The sequence below is a fragment of the Natronosalvus rutilus genome (assembly GCF_024204665.1).
GTDB classification, from domain to species: domain Archaea; phylum Halobacteriota; class Halobacteria; order Halobacteriales; family Natrialbaceae; genus Natronosalvus; species Natronosalvus rutilus.
On the sequence record NZ_CP100355.1, the window covers coordinates 1,360,314 to 1,376,212 of the forward strand.

The window sequence follows — 15,899 nt, forward strand, 5'->3', positions numbered from 1 at the left end:
ATCGAGCCTCTATCCGGAGAAACCGCCCGATAAAGAGGGTAGGAGGGCGTTACCGATGGCCGATCGCATGCCGACTCCCTACTCAGTGTCCGCCGAGCGCTTCTCCTTCTCGAGTACGCGGACGTGCTCGATTCGTGTGGCGGGGTACTGACCGTCTGCGTCCTTTTCGACGGCCTTGACCATGTCCCAGACGACGTTCAGCCCCGTCGTCACGCCCTCGAGGGCCTCCATCTCACAGCCAGTTTTCCCCGTCGTCTCGACGGCGACCTCGAGTTCTAGCGCCCCCGATTTGGGTTCGCCGTCGGCTGACCCGTCCCCCTTCTCTACGCTATCCTCCCCGCTCGATCCGCCCCGTTCGTCCGCACCATCCTCGTGGAATCGAAACGCCGTGTCGACGTTCGTGATCGGGATCTGGTGGCACATCGGGATCGTCTCCCAGGTGTGTTTGACCGCCTGGATCGCCCCGACGCGTGCGGTCGCGAGCACGTCGCCCTTGCTCACCTCGTCCGCGCGGATCGCCTCGAGCGTCGTTTCCTGAAGCCGGATCTCGCCGACGGCGACGGCCCGACGCCGGGTGTCGGGTTTGGCCCCCACGTCGACCATCTGGACGTCGCCGTCGTCGGTCGTGTGGGTGAGGTCGCTCGCCGTCGATTCGTTCCGGTCGGCGTCCACGCCGGTCGATCGATCTTCACTCATCGTCCCCACCCCAGATCGCCGCTGGAATCGCCTCGAGCAGGTCTGACGCGACCAGGCCGAGGTCGTGGCGACGTGCGATGCGCTCGCCAGCGTGTCCGTTGACGTACGCGGCGGCCGTCGCGGCCTCGAGGGGGTCGGCGTGTTCGAGTAAACCGGCGACGATTCCGGAGAGGAGGTCGCCAGTGCCGCCGACGGCCATCGCCGGCGTCCCCGCGCGGCTGACGCGGGTCGTCTCGCCGTCGGAGATCACGTCCGCTGCCCCCTTCGCGAGGACGACGTGGCCCAGGTCCGCCGCGAAGGTCTCAATCTCGTCCGTGACCGCCCGGAGGTCCTCGGCCTCGGGCCCGCCCATCCCCGCGAGTTCGCGTCGGTTGGGCGTACAGACCAACGTCGCCTCGGTCTCGAGGCCGGGGACGACCTCAAGGGCGTCCGCGTCGACGACGGCCGGGCCAGTGTAGGACTCGAGAAATTGTCGGGCGGCCTCGATGGTCTCCTCGGCGGTGCCCAGACCGGGCCCCAGGACGACCACGTCGTCGTGGCGCTCGGCCGTCTCGACGAGTCCTTCGACCTGGTCGGGCGTCAGCACCTCGCCCTCGTAGGGCTGGACGATCAGGTCCTCGGCGTACCCTTGGATCTCTCCGGCGACCGTATCGGGCGCGGCGACAAACGCGAGTTCCATGCCCGTCCGGAGCGCGGCCTGGGCGGCGAGCGCCGGTGCGCCGGTGTAGGGGCCACCACCGATGACGAACGCCCGGCCCGTTCGTTCGGCGGGTCGAGCGAGGTCGACGTCGCCGGGCCCGGCGAATCGCTCTGCGGCCGCCGGAATGCCGATGTCGGCGACCTCGAGCGTCGACTCGAGGCCCTCGAGCCCCGGCTTGGCGTCGTGGAAGGTGACGACGTGGTCGGCCGCGACGCCGTTGTCGGCGTGCTCGCCCGCGTCGGCGTCGAACCCGGAGGGGACGTCGACGCTCACCACCGTCGCGTCGGCCGCGTTGATCGCCCGGGCGGCCGAGGCCGCGGGTTCGCGGAGGTCGCCGCTGATCCCGGTACCGAGCATCGCGTCGACGATGACGTCACAATCGGGGAGGGAAAGCGAGCGGGAGTCGGTGACCGCCTCGACGTCGTACTCGCCTCGCTCGAGCGCCTCCCAGTTCGCCCGCGCGATGTCGGTCCCGATGGCCTCCGGTCGACCAAGCAACAGCGTCGTCACGTCGTAGTCCTCGAGGAAGCGGACGGCCACGAGGGCGTCCCCGCCGTTGTTTCCGCGGCCGGCGACCACGACGACCCGTGCGCCGGGGTCGGCGACGCGCTCGACGGCTCGAGCGACGGCGTTTCCACTGGATTCCATGAGCTGTCGGCGTGGGACGCCCAGCGCGGCGGCGTTCTCGTCGACGGCGACCATCCGTTCGCCAGTGATCATGTTCGGACCTTCGCCGGCCTGCCCGTTGAAGATTGCGGGGTTCGGGTGACGAGTCGTCGGTCACCGGAGGAAGCGGGGTTCGGCTGACGAACCGCCGGAGTCGCTGGAGAGAGCGGACTTTGGGGCGAGTCATCGGGGTCGCTTGCGGGGGCGTGATGCGACCTGCGAGACGCTTTGGTCCCTCGAGCCCTACCGTCACCTGTGAACGTCTTCTGGCTCGACGAGGACCCGCGCCTGGCAGCTCGCTATCACTGCGACAAGCACGTCAACAAGCTGTTGCTCGAGGCCGCGCAGGTGCTGTGCACGGCGGCCCGGGAGAACGGGTACGACGGCGATGACGAGTTCCTCTACGCCTCGACGCACGCGAACCACCCGGTCACGCGATGGGCGACCGAGTCGGAAGCCAACTGGCTACGCCTTCGCGAACACGCCCGGGCGCTCAACGCCGAGTTTCGCGAGCGCTACGAAAAGCGCGAGGACCACGCCAGCTGGGCCGTCGTCCAGCAAATCGATCCCGACCTGATCGACTTCCCGAGCGTAGAGCCGACCCCGCGACCACAGGCGATGCCCGAGACGTACAGACGCGACGACCCCGTCGCCGCCTACCGGGCGTACTACGCGGCCGAGAAGGCCCCCTGGGCTACCTGGGCTCACACCGAGCGACCGCCCTGGCTCGCCGAATTCGAAGCGAACGACGGGGACGCGTAACCGTCAGTACCGAATCTCGAACCCGTTCTCGCCCTGGGGCTCCTCGTACTCGACGTCGACGTCCCTGACGTCGGCCGCTGGGCTGCCCTCGTGACACCACTCGACCATCGACTCGACGGCCGCCTCAGGACCCTCGAAGACCGCCTCGACGCGGCCATCGTCGAGATTTTTGACCCAGCCGTCGACGCCCGCCTCTCGAGCCGTCTCTCTAGTCGTCGCTCGATAGTAGACGCCCTGCACCGTCCCGGAGACGAAGACGTGGGCTCGCGTACTGTCGTCGGTGCGTTCGTTCGTCATACGCGAGCAGTGGCTCGCGACGAGCAAAAAGGCACTCCCGAAAGGGGCTTGGGGTTGGAAAGGGGGGGGGGGAGGCGAGGGGGTGACTCGCGGGACACCCGACGGGCGGACATCAACGCCCGGGTAGGGTGACCCGCGTACTACAGTGGTCGACGAACAGCTACATGTGGATTCTTCCAAAATTCTTTGGGTCGTGTGAACACAGGGCGGAGGGCCGCTGTCTGGAGTTGCCGACCGGCCACGAACGGTCGTCGTCCTCGTGAGCGTGCACGCCGATCCGTCCAGGACGGTTCGACCAACCTATTTCTGCGCGTCCGTCGAAATCGACCCATGGGTATCATCGACCGGTTCGAAACCGAGTACCTCGACGTCTCGAGCAGCCGTGCGACCGTGCGCGACATCGTCGAACTCGTCGTCGGGTCGGTGGTCTTCGTCGCAATCGCCTGGTTGTTCGTTTCTACGTTCGTCGGCGACACGGCCGCGCTGGGCGTCGCGGTGATTTTCGGAGTCATCTTCACCATCACGATCCTGTCGCAGGCCTACTGGGGGCTCACCGGGCGGTCGGATTACCGCGAGGACGACGGCTGAACGCTATCTCTCGCAACCTCACTGGGTCGGAATCCCGTCCTCGGGACGTGGGTCCGGTTCGCCTGCCTTCCCCGTCTCGCGTCTGGGGACGGCCGACACCCGTCGGAAGACGGCCTCAGGGTCACGGTTCCAGTGCCAGTGCCAGCGTGTCTTCAGGACACACCACAGTTTTCGTGACGTCGACAGCGACGGCTCGGCGGTCAACACGTCGTACCCTCGAGCGCGGATGAGCGCGTGGTGTTCGGCGTACAACACGGCCGCGAGCAAGACTGGAAGCTGACAGTCCTCGGGGAGATACTCGATGCCCGCGACGCCCTCGCGATACAGCGACTCCGTCCGACGAAGTTCCTCGGCCATCGCCGTCGCGAACGAGTCGGTCAACTCGAGGCGCTCGACCTCCCCTTCGGTGACCCCGTGGGCCTCGAGCGTCTCGAGGGGCAGGTAGATGCGGTCGCGCTCGAGGACGTCCTCGCGGACGTCCCGCAGGAAGTTCGTCATCTGGAACGCCTCGCCGAGTTTGATCGCGTAGGGGAGCGCCGCTTCGGGATCCTCGGGATCCATGATCGCCGTCATCATCACGCCGACGGCGGCCGCCGACCCGCGCATGTACGCCTCGAGGTCGGCGTAGGTGTCGTACCGATCGGTGTGGATGTCGGATTTCATCGCGTCGACGAACTCGTTGACCTCGGCGTCGCTGATCCCGTATCGCTCTCGGAGGTCGCTGAAGGCGATGAGGACCGGATCGTCGGTGGGCTGATCGCCCAGCGCCTGCGCACGAAGGGTCTCGAGGCGGGCGGCCTGCCTTTCGGGTGGGACGCCCGAGGCGTCGTCGACGACCTCGTCGGCGATCCGAAAGAAGCCGTAGAGGACGTGCGTCGGCTCCCGGACGCGCCGCGGCAGGAAGCGCGTCGCGAGGTAGAACGTCTTCCCGGTTCGTCGTTGGATTTCCTTGCCGGCGTGTACGTGTTCTTGATCCATGTGAATCCCCTCGTCGAACGACTCGACACCGATCCGATACTATACTGTCCGGCAGAAGCGTACAAAAAGGGAATCCCTCACTAGGTTAAGATTCGCTCGAGAAAGTATTTGGGGGCTGGCCAGTAACGACGCTACTGTGACGCGACGCGCCCTCCAGATCATCTTCGTGGTCGCCCTGATCACCCTTGCCGGGTGTAACGGCTTCGCCGCCGCCCCGTTCGAAGACTCGAGTCCCGACCGCGAGGCCTACGGCGTCGACGAGCCGCTGGATCCCGAGGAGATTGAAACCGAGTTCGACGAGGACGTTCCGCCTGGCATCCCGAGCGACGAGACCGGATCGATCGACACTGGACCGTTATCACAGGCTCACTCCGAAGCGATCCGGGGAACGACCTATCGCCAGCACATCCGAAGCGTCGTTACTCTCGAGAACGGGACGACACTGATCGACAATCGCGCTTCGCTGGCGGCTAACCCCGCAGTGGGCATCTTCCACGCCACGGAACGCTTCGAGGGCCGATTTCCGACGCAGCATCCTCCATCGAGAGCCCGCGCCGACGTGCCTCTGGACGGGCTGACGGCGGCCGAACAGTGGATCAACCACTCCGAGTCGGAACAGGTTGGCGTGTACGAGTACGAGAACGGGTCGACGCGTTACGCCCAGACGATGGTCGGGTTCGTCGGTTACTACTCCACCCAGCAATCCATGATCCACTTCGCCGAGAACGTCTCCGTACAGCGATTCCAGGACGACGGTGATCGCTACTACCGGCTCTCCTCGGAGACGCCCCGGAACAACAACTACCTTGAGGACGAGCCCTTCGAATTCGAAGCCTACGTGACCAGCGAGGGCGTCATCGTCTACGCCAGCCTCGAAGGAACGATGCGCCTCGAGGACTCGCCGCTCGCCCAACGATTCGACGGGGGAGAACGAGAAGGTCGGACGATCACTGTCCAGCAAGTCGCCACGACGACGGACATCAACGAGACGGACCTCGAGGAACCGGATTGGGTCGAGACGGCGCGAGAGGAGGCACCCGATCGGGAAGACAGGCTCGAACCCGGTGATGCCGAAAGCGAATCGGTAGAACGGGACGGCGAAGAGAGCGACGAGTCCCCCGATACCGCCACTGAGGGCTAGCTCGAACTCGAGCAGAGCGCCGACCTAACAGCACTGACGACTGACGCTCGAGCGTCTTGTCTATACCTCGTCCTCGAGCAACTCCTCGGCCAGCATCGGCAGGAACGTCCCGATGTCGGTGACCATCCCGATCGCCTGGGCGCTCCCGCGGTCGAGCAACTGGGTCACGGTCGCGGGGTTGATGTCGACGCAGACGGTCTTCGTCGTCGACGGCAGGCAGTTGCCGACGGCCACCGAGTGGAGGAGCGTCGAGAGCATCAGGACGAGGTCGGCCTGCTGGGCCTGCTCTCGGATCGCGTCCTGGGCCTCGATCGAGTCCGTGATCGTGTCCGGGAGCGGGCCGTCGTCTCGGATCGACCCCGCGAGCACGTACGGGACGTCGTTGGCAACGCACTCGTACATGACGCCGCTGTCGACGATGCCCGCGTCGACGGCCGCCTCGATTCCCCCGGCGCGGCCGATCTCGCTGATCGTGTAGATGTGGTGCTTGTGCCCCTTCCGCGGGTGCTCGAGCGTCTCCGTGTCGACGCCGAGTGAGGTCCCGTACAGGTCGCGCTCGATGTCGTGGACCGCGAACCCGTTGCCCGCACTCAGCGCGTCGATGTAACCTTCGCGTACGAGATCGGCGAGGGCCTCCCGCCCTCCGGCGTGGACGATGGCGGGGCCACAGACAACCAGGACGTTGCCGTCGCTCTCGGCCACGTCGCGCATCTCGTCGGCGATCTCCTCGATCAGGGACTTCGAGGGGCGCTCGCTCGAGACGCCACCCTGCATGAACCCGAAGGCGCTGCCTTTCCCGCGCGGGCGTTCCGGGGGGTCGACGCGAATGCCGGTCTCCCCCGTGACGACGAGGTCGCTCTCCTCGATGGCGTTGAGGACGCGCGTCCGGACGCGCACCTCGTCGGCCTCGTCCTCGGCGCGGGAGACGACCAGCGCGCAGTCCATCTCGACGTTCTCGACGGGGATCCACTCGCCGTCGACGCGGACCTCGGTCGGGTGGTTCGTCGTCGAGTAGAAGTCGATCGGTACCACCTGGTCGGCGGGCGCCGCCTCGAGCGTCGCGTCGCGCGGATCGGCGACGGTCGCGCCGTTCTGGTTGAGTTCGTGGAGGATCGCCCGGAGATCCGCCTCGCTTTCGGCGCTGACGGCCATCCGGCAATAGGACTCCGCGTGTTTGTGTCGGCCCACCTCGAACGCCTCGACGTCGAACTCGCCACCGAGGTCCATCACGGCCCCGAAACACCGGGCCATCGTCCCGGAGTCGATAATGTGCCCCTCGAGTTCGACGGTACGACTGACGGTCATTGGTCGGTCTTGGTTCCGGAGGACCGTGAATCTGTGTTTGACATCCTCCCCGCGCTAAAGCGCAAGAATTCCACCGTGGGTGTTCGGCTACGCCGATTCCCCGGCGGTAACTTGCGGGTGTGTATGCTCCTCGTTGGGACGGTGAGCGCGTGGTGACGCCGACCATCGGTGGTCGTCCCACTTGAGGCATACGGGCCGTGCCATCGGCCATGGTACGTTTCCTTCGTGCCGTCGGAGGAACGTCTCCGACGCCGTGAGGTCCGCGTGGCCCTCGAAGCCACACGGACAGGTGAGCGTGTCTTTGTGTCGAGTTGTGTCCTCCGTTGAGCCGCACTGGGGACACGTCTGCGAGGTCCACGCTTCGGGGCGGACTTCGACGACGATGCCGTACTCCTCGGCGGTACACGCCAGCCGGTCGATAAACGCGCGGAACGCCCAGAAGTTGTGCGTCTTCTGGTTCGCCCGCACCGACCAGTGCGTTTCCAGTACGTCGGTGAGGTCGCCGACGTACACGGTGGAAACACCTTCCCCGTGCAATCGATCGAAGAGGTCGCGGGCAAGTGCGTCCATGGCGTGGTCGCGTCGTCGCGTCCGTCGGCGGTACAGCCGTCGAATCCGCTTCGACGTGTACCGGCCCTCTTCGCGCTTCACCTTCGATTGGTGGTCCGCGATTCGGCGGGTCGTCTCGCGGAACCGCTTGAATAGGTTGCGCCCCTCGTAGAGATACTGCTGGCCGGTCGTGGTTGTACAGGCGACGATGTTGTTTGCGCCAATATCCAGAGCAGCCGTCTCGTCGGCTAATGGTGAGTCCTGTCGAGAAACATCCGTGGTGACAGGTTGAATGGCCCTGAATTGGCCGCTTAACTCGTCGTAGTACAGTTCCAACCGGCCTTGGTCGTCCGACCACTTCGGCTTCCCACGAACGCCGAGTGTGAGGCGTTCGCGGTAGCCCATGTCGTACTCATCCTTGAGGTCGCTGCCGACCGGGATTTCGATGGTCGAACGGTCGCCCCACCGGAGCGTGTACTGGTCGTTGCGAATATACGTCCGCAACTCCCGCCCTTCTTCCTCGTTGCCCCAGTACCCCGGCAGGCCGTTGGCTTCCCCCTTCTCTTTCAGGGCAAAGAACGACCGCCACGCTTCGGTGTTCTTGCGAATCACCTGTTGGGCGGTGGCACTTCCGAGGACACCGACGTACTGTTTGCGGTAGTCCTCGGTATCCCACACCGACTTGTCGATGTCGGGGCCGGTGAAGTTCTGCCGGCGCTGGTAGGTGATTTGGTTCCACAGCGAGGCAGAGGCGTCCAACAGCCTGTGAAGCAGTTCTTCGTCGGCGTCGGAGCGCGGGACGACGGTAAAGGAGTTAACGCGCCTCATGCAGTCCACCTCCCGTCTTGCTTGTCCTTCTGCTCGCGGATGTACTGCTTAACGGCGTCTTTCGAGACGCTGCCGGCAGTCCCGACATAGTACGAGCGCGTCCACTTGATACGGTCGTTGGACCGCTCATTGTACCACCGGGCGGAAATTCCCTTCACCCAGTTGACGATGAGTGACGGGGCGTTCTTCGGCGGACTGCCGATGAAGAGGTGGACGTGGTCAGGCATGATTTCGGCTTCGACCAGTTCGAGGTCTTTGTCGTCGCAGATTTCCTCGAAGATGGAGTGAAGCCGGTCGGCGGCGGCACCCGTGAGACGCTGCTCCCGGTACTTCGGGATGAATACTACGTGGTAGTAGAGGTCATAGACTGCGTGACGGGTGCTCTTCACCATGCATGTATACCATAGTTAGCATGGGCGGTAAGTGCTCCGGTCGAACCCCAGCCCTGCCATCGTTGGTGGACTGTGTGGCCGGAGTGTCCGGCTGACCCCACCCAGAAGGGCAAGGCTTGCACTCGAAAACCCTGTCATTCATTTGCTGTGCATGCTAACCCGGGTGATTCACTCGCCGTCCACGCTGACCCGGATTCGGCTTTACCCTCCTATCACCGACTCGAGCGCCCGTTCCCCGCCGTCCTGGAGGTTGTAGTCGACGACTACCAAAGTCAGGCGAGGGCGAAGGTCGCCCATGGTCTCGGACCGCGAACTGGTCGACAAGTGGCGAACGCACGTGTTTCGACCCGCAGCCGACGAGGTCAGGGCGCTCCTCGAGCGGTTCCCCGACCGCCGGTCGCTCACCGTCCCGTTCGACCGCTGCGGGACCGACTACCGCTTTTCGGCGCCGCTACTCGAGCAACCCGACCGGACTCTCGAGGCCGGACGGGCGGCCCTCGGCGAGTTCGCCGAGGAACTCGGGGCGAGGGAGGGACGGATTCACCCGGATGACCGGGTCTACCTGCGGGTGACCGGGGCCCCGACGAGCGTCCGCCACTCGCTGTCGGACCTCGGCACGGAGCACCTCAATCGACTCGTGACCGTCGAGGGGACCGTCGCCGACGTGGACGCACCCGGTCCGCGGGTCGCCGTCGCCGGCTTCCGCTGTGACCACTGCGAGGAACTCGTCTCGGTCCGCCAGCCGGGACGATTCTTGCGTCGACCGGGTCGCTGTCGCCACTGCAATGCCAACGGGCCGTTCACGCTCGAGCCGGATCGAGCGACCTGCGTCGACGCCCAGACCATCGCCATCAGCGACGACGACCGGACGCTCGCCGTCGAACTCGAACACGACCTCGTTGACGCCTTCTCGATCGGCGAGGAAATCGAACTCGTCGCCATCCCCAGGGCACGACTCGACGGCGAGACGACGACCGGCACGCTCGAACTCGAGGCCGTGAGTGCCGATCCCGAGAACGAAAACCCGGTGCCAGCGCCCTGAACGCAAGAGCAGAACGGATTTACGTCGCGGGCCACTTGGCTCGACTATGGATTACGAAGCGAGCCTCGAGCGCGCGATGGAGAACGTCCCCGATATCGGCGGGGACGATGACCGACTGCAGATTCCCGACGCCCAGCCCCAGAAGGACGGTGCCTTCACCCGGTTTACTAACCTCGGCGAGATCGCGGACGTCCTCTCGCGAGAGACCGACCACTTACACCGATTCGTCCAGCGCGAACTCGGGACGAACGGGAAACTGGCCGACGGTCGCGGCCGGTACAACGGTTCGTTCTCCGGCCAGGACTTCGACGCCGCAATCGACGCCTACGTCGAGGAGTACGTCCGCTGTTCGGAGTGTGGCCTCCCCGACACGCGACTCGTCCGTGAGGACCGCACCCCGATGCTCCGGTGTGACGCCTGCGGGGCGTTCCGCCCGGTCACGAAGCGCTCCTCGAGCGCCCAGCAACAGACCCAGCGCGAGGCCGTCGAGGAAGGCCAGACCTACACCGTCGAGATTACCGGCACGGGTCGCAAAGGCGACGGAGTCGCGGAGAAAGGCGAGTACACAATCTTCGTTCCCGGCGCGAGCGAGGGCGACGTCGTCGACATCTACATCAAGAACATCTCGGGCAACCTGGCGTTCGCTCGCATCGACTGAGTTCGTTCGCTTCCACGTCCGGTCCGTTTTCGGTCCGTTCTTTCGGAACTCCAGCCGGTGGTCTCATCGACAATCTACCAATATGTATACCCCTCCAGATATTGATCTACTGCATCTCTTCTCTGTATCCAGCACGCTCCTCTCGACAGCACCGTGAGAGTTCGGTTAGGACCTGCTAACGGACACCTGTCAGCGTCTCACCGACTGGAATCGGTGCTGGAATTCTGCTGCGCCACGTCGGTGCGCGTCAGCCAAACGGACAGCGACCGACTACCTCGAACGAGCACTCACCAAACGCGTAGAGGTTCCCGTAGTTCGAGACGACAAAGACGAGGTCGGAGGTAACCGCCGGGGTCCCCATATCGGCGCCTTCGTTGCGCCCCATCTCCACGTGACCGAGTTCCTCGCCCGTTGCCGCGTCGACGACGAACAGCTGGCCGTACACCGTATCACGCTGGAACCAGCCCGGGACGTAGACTGCGTCACCAGAAACGACGGCGTGGAGACGAGTTCGACCTGCGGTTCGTCCGGCGCGGGCTCCCCTTCGCCGCCAGCGTCGCCACCGAAGCGCCACACCCGCTTGCCCGTCTCGAGACGGCGGGCCTCGAAGCCGAAGTTCGCGACGTGATAGATCAACCCGTCAGCGACGGTGAATTGTGCGTCCGGCCAGCGGGACCCGATTGACTGCTGCCAGCGAAGCGAGCGGTCACGACGGTCCATCGCAACGAGCGCGTACTCGTCGTCACGCCGGAGCGGCACGAGTAGCAGGTCGTCGACGACGGTCGGGGTTCCATTGATGGGTCCCTCCCAGCGCCAGCGTTCCGCACCCGTCGCCACGTCGAGTGCGACGAGGCCGTCACCGAGGAACGGAACGTAAACGACGTCGTCGGTCCCGACCAGTTGCCACATCATGGCCCACTCGGGGAACGGGACGCTCCAGCGTTTGTCCCCGGTCGCGGGATCGATGCCGTAGACGACTTCCTCTTGATGGGCTTCGACGAGTGTGCCGTACGTCCCCGTCACGACACCATCATCGGTAACGACGGGCGTGACGACATCGGGCCGTTGCTGGCCACGATAAAGATTCTCGAAGGTCCACTGAATCTCCCCGTCGGTGGTGAGCATCGTCAACCCGGGCCTGGTCTGGAGGAACAACCGGTTCCCGTCGACGACCGTCGAGTCCGAGTGGTAGAAGTAGTGGAACTCGTCGGTCCGGAAGAGTTCGGTCGTCCATCGGGAATCGCCGGTCGCCGCGTCGAACGCCTCGACCCACGCACCGCCACGTTCGTTACGTCGAGACTCCTGTGCATAGGCGAAGTAAAGCACGCCGTCGTCGACGACCGGAGAGGGATTGACCACCCCGCTTCTCGGTCGCTCCCGGTGCCAGACGGTGTGGAGGTCCGTCGTTGGACCCTCCGTCGTCGAGTGCCCGGTATGGGCGTTAGTCAGCGTTCGTCTGGGCCACGAGCCGTCGGCGGTCGGTTTCTCGGTCGAGATACACCCCGCGAGTGCACCGACCCCGGCAGTACACGCTGCGAGAACCGACCGGCGGGTGGAGGGCATTGGTACAAAAATCACAGTGTTGTAAAATATAGTCTTCGGTCATCCATCACGAACGGTAGCGGGAACGATGTCCTATCCACCGTGAGGTGCCTGTTGGAGCCTGCTACCACAAGTCCAGAACTGCGAGGTGGCGACGCAGATATCCAACCGGATGCTGAATACATCTCTCTATCGGTAAACAACGAGAGAATCCAGCCCGAGAGGGCGGGCGTGAATCGTGTCACTCACTGTGATCGGCATGGGTCGAGTGAAACGTCTCAGCGTGTCTCGAGCTTCGATTACGTGACTCGAGACTCGAGTTCGCCCTGAACGTCGCTGTGTTCCTCCGGAATTCATCCGATCGGTCGAGGATGCTAGCGAAACTGGCTCTAAAACGAAAATCGATTCCCTGTTTAGTAGAACCGTCGGTAGGCCACGAACAGACCACCGATGACAGCGACGCCGGCGATGCCTGCTGCGGCGGCAGCGGTTGTCGAAATCGGGAGCAGCGAGTCGTCGTCCTCACCCTCCTCGAGGAACGAGCGGACCTCGTCTTCGTTGATCGAGGGGAACTCGCGGTCCCACTCACCGGGCTGGTGGACGGTCGTGTCCTCGCCGACCTGGCGCTGCTCGCGAACTTCGGCCTCGTCGGCGTCCTCGCCGACGAATCCTTCGACGGTGACGTACATCGTCGTCGTCGCGTTCTCGGTCTCGCCGTGGACCGCCGTGACCGTGAGGCCATCCTCGGTCTCGAAGGGAACGCCCTCGAGTTCGGTCATGTTGCCGAACGCCGCGGCCGTCTCGAACTCGGCTTCCTCCTCGGTGATGGACATCGTCGCTCTGGCCGTCTCGAACTCGGCAGCGCGGAAGTTCTCGATGGCTTCGGTGAACTCGTCACCGATCATCGGATCCTCCTCGGCCATTCGCTCGTACTCATCGAGGATTCGCTCGAGCAACGCGTCGTCCTCGGCGGCGTAGTCGTACTCGACGGTAACGTCGCCGTCGACAGTCTCGGCCTCGAAGGAAAGCGTCGTCTCCGCGATGAACTGCTCGACGTCGCGCTCTTCGAGTTCGTCGACGTAGTCGCCCCAGTTCTCGGTGTCGACCGAGGAACTGAACTGCACGCTCGTCTCGTTCGGCGCCTGGGTCATCGAGAGGTCGTACTCGGTCGTCTGCACGAGGTCGGCTTCCTTCTGGGCCTCGATCATCTGTCGGGCCTCGTCAAACTGGTCGGCGAGTTCGTCGTCGACGTCGTCGAGGGATTCGGCGATCTCGATGACGCCCAGCACGACCTGGTCGTAGTTGTGGATCTCGGCGTCCCAGTCCATGACGACCGCGGATCCGTCGGTCTCGACCGAGAACTGGAGTTCCTCGATCTGTAGCTCGGCAAGGCGGTCGGCGATCGCTCGCGCCTCGGTCTCGTCGAGGTCGAGTTCGGGGTCGTTCTGCAACTGCATCGCGATCATGTCCGAGACCTGGTCGCTGATGCCGGTGAACGTAACCGAGTACTCGAGGTCGACCGTCGGCGACTCGCCGCTGTCGTCGTAGCTGTAGGACTCGAGCGTCAGGTCGTACTCCCCGCCGAAGTTCATTGCGACGCTCTGGAACTGGCGGTCGAGGGCGGCGCGTGCGTCCTCCTCGGTGGCCCAGTTGTTCTGTTCGTACTCGCTGAGCGCTCGCGTCTCGCTCACCGAGAGATCGTACTGGTCGTCGCTCTGGGTGAGCGTCATGTCGATGGCGGTGTCATCCGACGCAATGAGGGTTTCTTCTTCGACGGTCATCGTCCCGGACGACGTGAGCGTGGTCGCAGTAGTCTTCGTCTGTGCGGAGATCTCGACGCTCTCTTCCTCCTCGACGACGTTACTCTCGTTGATCACCATCGCGAGGTCGGCGTTCGCCGAGTAAGTCGTTCGGGACTGCTCGAGGTCGACGTCGGCGCTGAACTCGTCGTAGGCGTCGACGTCTCGGAACGTGAGGTCGGCCGCACTCGTGACTGACTCGGGGGACATCCGGAACGAGGCGTCCCCGACCACGCCGAGTTCCTCGCTGACGTTCTCGTCCATCTCGGTAAAGTCGGCGCCGTAGAGGGCGTGCATGAGTCCCGTCTGGGTCTCGATACCAAACGTACCGGAGACGGCCTCTGCGTCGGAGTCGTTGGAGGCCTCCTCGTAGACGAGGACGGCGTCGCCGTTCTCAGAGACGTAGACTTCGTCCGCTTCGTCGGGGTCCGCATCGAATTCTTCCTGCGTCGACGCGCCTGTAGACTGCGTCGCCGCGATCGCCGTCGCTCCCAGACTCGCGACGAGAAAGAGCGACAGCACTAGTGCACCAATTTGTTTCTTGCGCATCATACCTACTGGTAAGGTGGACACTTCATACGCATAATAGTTTCTGTGTCCGTTTGTTAGCAGACAACAATATTTGCCAGCGAAGACCGACGACGATCCGTCGGGCTTTTGGCCGCTGACGCCCCATTCGCGAGTAACACCCGTGGCCCGCTATCACATCGAAACCTACGGCTGCACGTCGAATCGCGGCGAGAGTCGCGAGATCGAGCGGCGCCTCCGTGATGCGGGTCACTATCGCGTTGACGGCCCGGAGACGGCCGACGTCGCCATCCTCAACACCTGCACCGTCGTCGAGAAGACCGAGCGAAACATGCTCGAGCGAGCCACGGAACTGAGCGAGGATACCGCCGACCTGTTCGTCACCGGCTGTATGGCGCTCGCCCAGGGCGAGGAGTTCGCCGGCCTCGACGCACAGGTCCTCCACTGGGACGAGGTTCCGACCGCGGTCACCAACGGCGAGTGCCCGACGACAACGCCCGACGCCGAGCCGATCCTCGACGGCGTTATCGGCATCCTCCCCATCGCGCGTGGCTGTATGTCCGACTGCTCGTACTGCATCACGAAGCACGCAACGGGCAAGATCGAGTCGCCGCCGATCGAGGAGAACGTCGAGAAGGCACGCGCGCTCGTCCACGCGGGGGCGAAAGAACTCCGAATCACCGGCCAGGACACCGGTGTCTACGGCTGGGACACCGGCGAACGCAAACTGCACGAACTCCTTAAGCGCATCTGTGCCATCGACGGAGACTTTCGCGTGCGCGTCGGGATGGCCAACCCGAAGGGCGTCCACGGCATTCGCGAGGAACTCGCCGACGTCTTCGCGACGAACGACGAACTCTACGACTTCCTGCACGCGCCGGTGCAGTCGGGCAGCGACGACGTCCTCGGCGACATGCGCCGCCAGCACCAGGTCAGCGAGTACCTCGAGGTCGTCGAAACCTTCGACGACGCGCTCGGCTACTGGACGCTCTCGACGGACTTCATCGTCGGTTTCCCGACCGAGACCGACCACGACCACGAGCAGTCGATGGCCCTCCTGCGGGAGACCCGGCCCGAGAAGATCAACGTCACGCGCTTCTCGAAGCGACCCGGCACTGACGCCGCCGAGATGAAGGGCCTCGGCGGCACGATCAAGAAGGAGCGTTCGAAGGCGATGTCCAAACTCAAACTCGAGATCGTCGGTGCCGCCTACGAGGAGATGGTCGGCGACACTCGTGAGGATGTCCTGGTCGTCGAGGAGGGGACGGGCGACTCGGTGAAGTGTCGCGATTCGGCGTACCGACAGCTCATCGTCCGCAACGCTAGCGAGTACGGCCTCGAGCCCGGACAGTTCGTCGACCTCGAGGTGACGAGCGCGAACACGGTGTACGCGTTCGCCGAACCGGTCTGAGTCCGTACGGGCAGGCT

15 protein-coding genes are annotated in these 15,899 nt (G+C 64.6%); 6 read left to right on the forward strand and 9 right to left on the reverse strand.

What is annotated here, in order from left to right:
- Nucleotides 1-78 precede the first annotated feature (78 nt).
- Both NGM29_RS06525 and NGM29_RS06530 read right to left on the reverse strand, forming a co-directional pair.
- Nucleotides 79-696, reverse strand: coding sequence for a cyclic pyranopterin monophosphate synthase MoaC (locus NGM29_RS06525; RefSeq protein WP_254159631.1), 618 nt, complete (start codon nucleotides 694-696; stop codon nucleotides 79-81).
- Entirely contained in the window at nucleotides 689-2,116 is a 1,428-nt protein-coding gene (locus tag NGM29_RS06530) for an NAD(P)H-hydrate dehydratase (protein WP_254159632.1), read from the reverse strand. The genes NGM29_RS06525 and NGM29_RS06530 overlap by 8 nt, the downstream gene beginning before the upstream one ends.
- A gap of 201 nt (nucleotides 2,117-2,317) precedes the next feature.
- Here NGM29_RS06530 and NGM29_RS06535 point away from each other — a divergent pair, with 201 nt between their 5' ends.
- Entirely contained in the window at nucleotides 2,318-2,824 is a 507-nt protein-coding gene (locus tag NGM29_RS06535; protein WP_254159633.1) for a hypothetical protein, read from the forward strand.
- A gap of 3 nt (nucleotides 2,825-2,827) precedes the next feature.
- Here the strand turns inward: NGM29_RS06535 and NGM29_RS06540 are convergent, their stop codons facing one another.
- Entirely contained in the window at nucleotides 2,828-3,121 is a 294-nt protein-coding gene (locus tag NGM29_RS06540; RefSeq protein ID WP_254159634.1) for an acylphosphatase, read from the reverse strand.
- Between the two features lie 330 nt (nucleotides 3,122-3,451).
- Between NGM29_RS06540 and NGM29_RS06545 the strand changes: the two genes are divergently transcribed.
- Entirely contained in the window at nucleotides 3,452-3,709 is a 258-nt protein-coding gene (locus NGM29_RS06545) for a hypothetical protein (RefSeq protein ID WP_254159635.1), read from the forward strand.
- 18 nt (nucleotides 3,710-3,727) lie between these two features.
- Here NGM29_RS06545 and NGM29_RS06550 read toward each other — a convergent pair whose 3' ends face one another.
- The gene (locus tag NGM29_RS06550) at nucleotides 3,728-4,687 is read right to left on the reverse strand and encodes a phytoene/squalene synthase family protein (RefSeq protein WP_254159636.1); all 960 of its coding nucleotides are present in this window, start codon (nucleotides 4,685-4,687) and stop codon (nucleotides 3,728-3,730) included.
- Nucleotides 4,688-4,823: 136 nt separating this feature from the next.
- Between NGM29_RS06550 and NGM29_RS06555 the strand changes: the two genes are divergently transcribed.
- Complete coding sequence (locus NGM29_RS06555; protein ID WP_254159638.1) at nucleotides 4,824-5,828, forward strand: hypothetical protein; 1,005 nt, start codon at nucleotides 4,824-4,826, stop codon at nucleotides 5,826-5,828.
- Nucleotides 5,829-5,888: 60 nt separating this feature from the next.
- Here the strand turns inward: NGM29_RS06555 and NGM29_RS06560 are convergent, their stop codons facing one another.
- The 3 genes from NGM29_RS06560 to tnpA all read right to left on the reverse strand — a co-directional run bounded on the left by NGM29_RS06560 (nucleotide 5,889) and on the right by tnpA (nucleotide 8,902).
- Entirely contained in the window at nucleotides 5,889-7,133 is a 1,245-nt protein-coding gene (locus NGM29_RS06560) for an ornithine cyclodeaminase, nickel-pincer nucleotide-dependent (protein ID WP_254159639.1), read from the reverse strand.
- A gap of 87 nt (nucleotides 7,134-7,220) precedes the next feature.
- Nucleotides 7,221-8,510 carry an RNA-guided endonuclease InsQ/TnpB family protein gene (locus NGM29_RS06565; RefSeq protein WP_254159640.1) on the reverse strand — a complete coding sequence of 430 codons (1,290 nt, stop codon included), beginning with the start codon at nucleotides 8,508-8,510 and terminating at the stop codon, nucleotides 7,221-7,223.
- Nucleotides 8,507-8,902, reverse strand: coding sequence for an IS200/IS605 family transposase (gene tnpA / locus NGM29_RS06570; RefSeq protein WP_254159641.1), 396 nt, complete (start codon nucleotides 8,900-8,902; stop codon nucleotides 8,507-8,509). The genes NGM29_RS06565 and tnpA overlap by 4 nt, the downstream gene beginning before the upstream one ends.
- Before the next feature lie 295 nt (nucleotides 8,903-9,197).
- Between tnpA and NGM29_RS06575 the strand changes: the two genes are divergently transcribed.
- Together NGM29_RS06575 and NGM29_RS06580 are read left to right on the forward strand one after the other, a co-directional pair.
- Nucleotides 9,198-9,944: a minichromosome maintenance protein MCM gene (locus NGM29_RS06575; protein WP_254159642.1), complete on the forward strand. Its 747-nt coding sequence runs from the start codon at nucleotides 9,198-9,200 to the stop codon at nucleotides 9,942-9,944.
- A gap of 46 nt (nucleotides 9,945-9,990) precedes the next feature.
- Complete coding sequence (locus NGM29_RS06580; protein ID WP_254159643.1) at nucleotides 9,991-10,602, forward strand: translation initiation factor IF-2 subunit beta; 612 nt, start codon at nucleotides 9,991-9,993, stop codon at nucleotides 10,600-10,602.
- A gap of 270 nt (nucleotides 10,603-10,872) precedes the next feature.
- On the opposite strand, the gene NGM29_RS06585 is transcribed toward NGM29_RS06580, so the two are convergent.
- Together NGM29_RS06585 and NGM29_RS06590 are read right to left on the reverse strand one after the other, a co-directional pair.
- The gene (locus NGM29_RS06585; protein ID WP_254159644.1) at nucleotides 10,873-12,165 is read right to left on the reverse strand and encodes an outer membrane protein assembly factor BamB family protein; all 1,293 of its coding nucleotides are present in this window, start codon (nucleotides 12,163-12,165) and stop codon (nucleotides 10,873-10,875) included.
- Between the two features lie 392 nt (nucleotides 12,166-12,557).
- A complete protein-coding gene (locus NGM29_RS06590) occupies nucleotides 12,558-14,495 on the reverse strand; it encodes a hypothetical protein (RefSeq protein ID WP_254159646.1) in 1,938 nt (645 codons plus the stop codon).
- Nucleotides 14,496-14,634: 139 nt separating this feature from the next.
- Between NGM29_RS06590 and NGM29_RS06595 the strand changes: the two genes are divergently transcribed.
- A complete protein-coding gene (locus tag NGM29_RS06595) occupies nucleotides 14,635-15,882 on the forward strand; it encodes a tRNA (N(6)-L-threonylcarbamoyladenosine(37)-C(2))-methylthiotransferase (RefSeq protein WP_254159647.1) in 1,248 nt (415 codons plus the stop codon).
- The last annotated feature ends 17 nt before the right edge of the window (nucleotides 15,883-15,899 follow it).

Coding starts and splice junctions, on each gene's coding strand:
- NGM29_RS06525 (WP_254159631.1), bottom strand. CDS start 696: ATGAGTGAAGATCGATCGACCGGCGTGGACGCCGACCGGAACGAATCG.
- NGM29_RS06530 (WP_254159632.1), bottom strand. CDS start 2,116: ATGATCACTGGCGAACGGATGGTCGCCGTCGACGAGAACGCCGCCGCG.
- NGM29_RS06540 (WP_254159634.1), bottom strand. CDS start 3,121: ATGACGAACGAACGCACCGACGACAGTACGCGAGCCCACGTCTTCGTC.
- NGM29_RS06545 (WP_254159635.1), top strand. CDS start 3,452: ATGGGTATCATCGACCGGTTCGAAACCGAGTACCTCGACGTCTCGAGC.
- NGM29_RS06550 (WP_254159636.1), bottom strand. CDS start 4,687: ATGGATCAAGAACACGTACACGCCGGCAAGGAAATCCAACGACGAACC.
- NGM29_RS06560 (WP_254159639.1), bottom strand. CDS start 7,133: ATGACCGTCAGTCGTACCGTCGAACTCGAGGGGCACATTATCGACTCC.
- NGM29_RS06565 (WP_254159640.1), bottom strand. CDS start 8,510: ATGAGGCGCGTTAACTCCTTTACCGTCGTCCCGCGCTCCGACGCCGAC.
- tnpA (WP_254159641.1), bottom strand. CDS start 8,902: ATGGTGAAGAGCACCCGTCACGCAGTCTATGACCTCTACTACCACGTA.
- NGM29_RS06575 (WP_254159642.1), top strand. CDS start 9,198: ATGGTCTCGGACCGCGAACTGGTCGACAAGTGGCGAACGCACGTGTTT.
- NGM29_RS06580 (WP_254159643.1), top strand. CDS start 9,991: ATGGATTACGAAGCGAGCCTCGAGCGCGCGATGGAGAACGTCCCCGAT.
- NGM29_RS06585 (WP_254159644.1), bottom strand. CDS start 12,165: ATGCCCTCCACCCGCCGGTCGGTTCTCGCAGCGTGTACTGCCGGGGTC.
- NGM29_RS06590 (WP_254159646.1), bottom strand. CDS start 14,495: ATGATGCGCAAGAAACAAATTGGTGCACTAGTGCTGTCGCTCTTTCTC.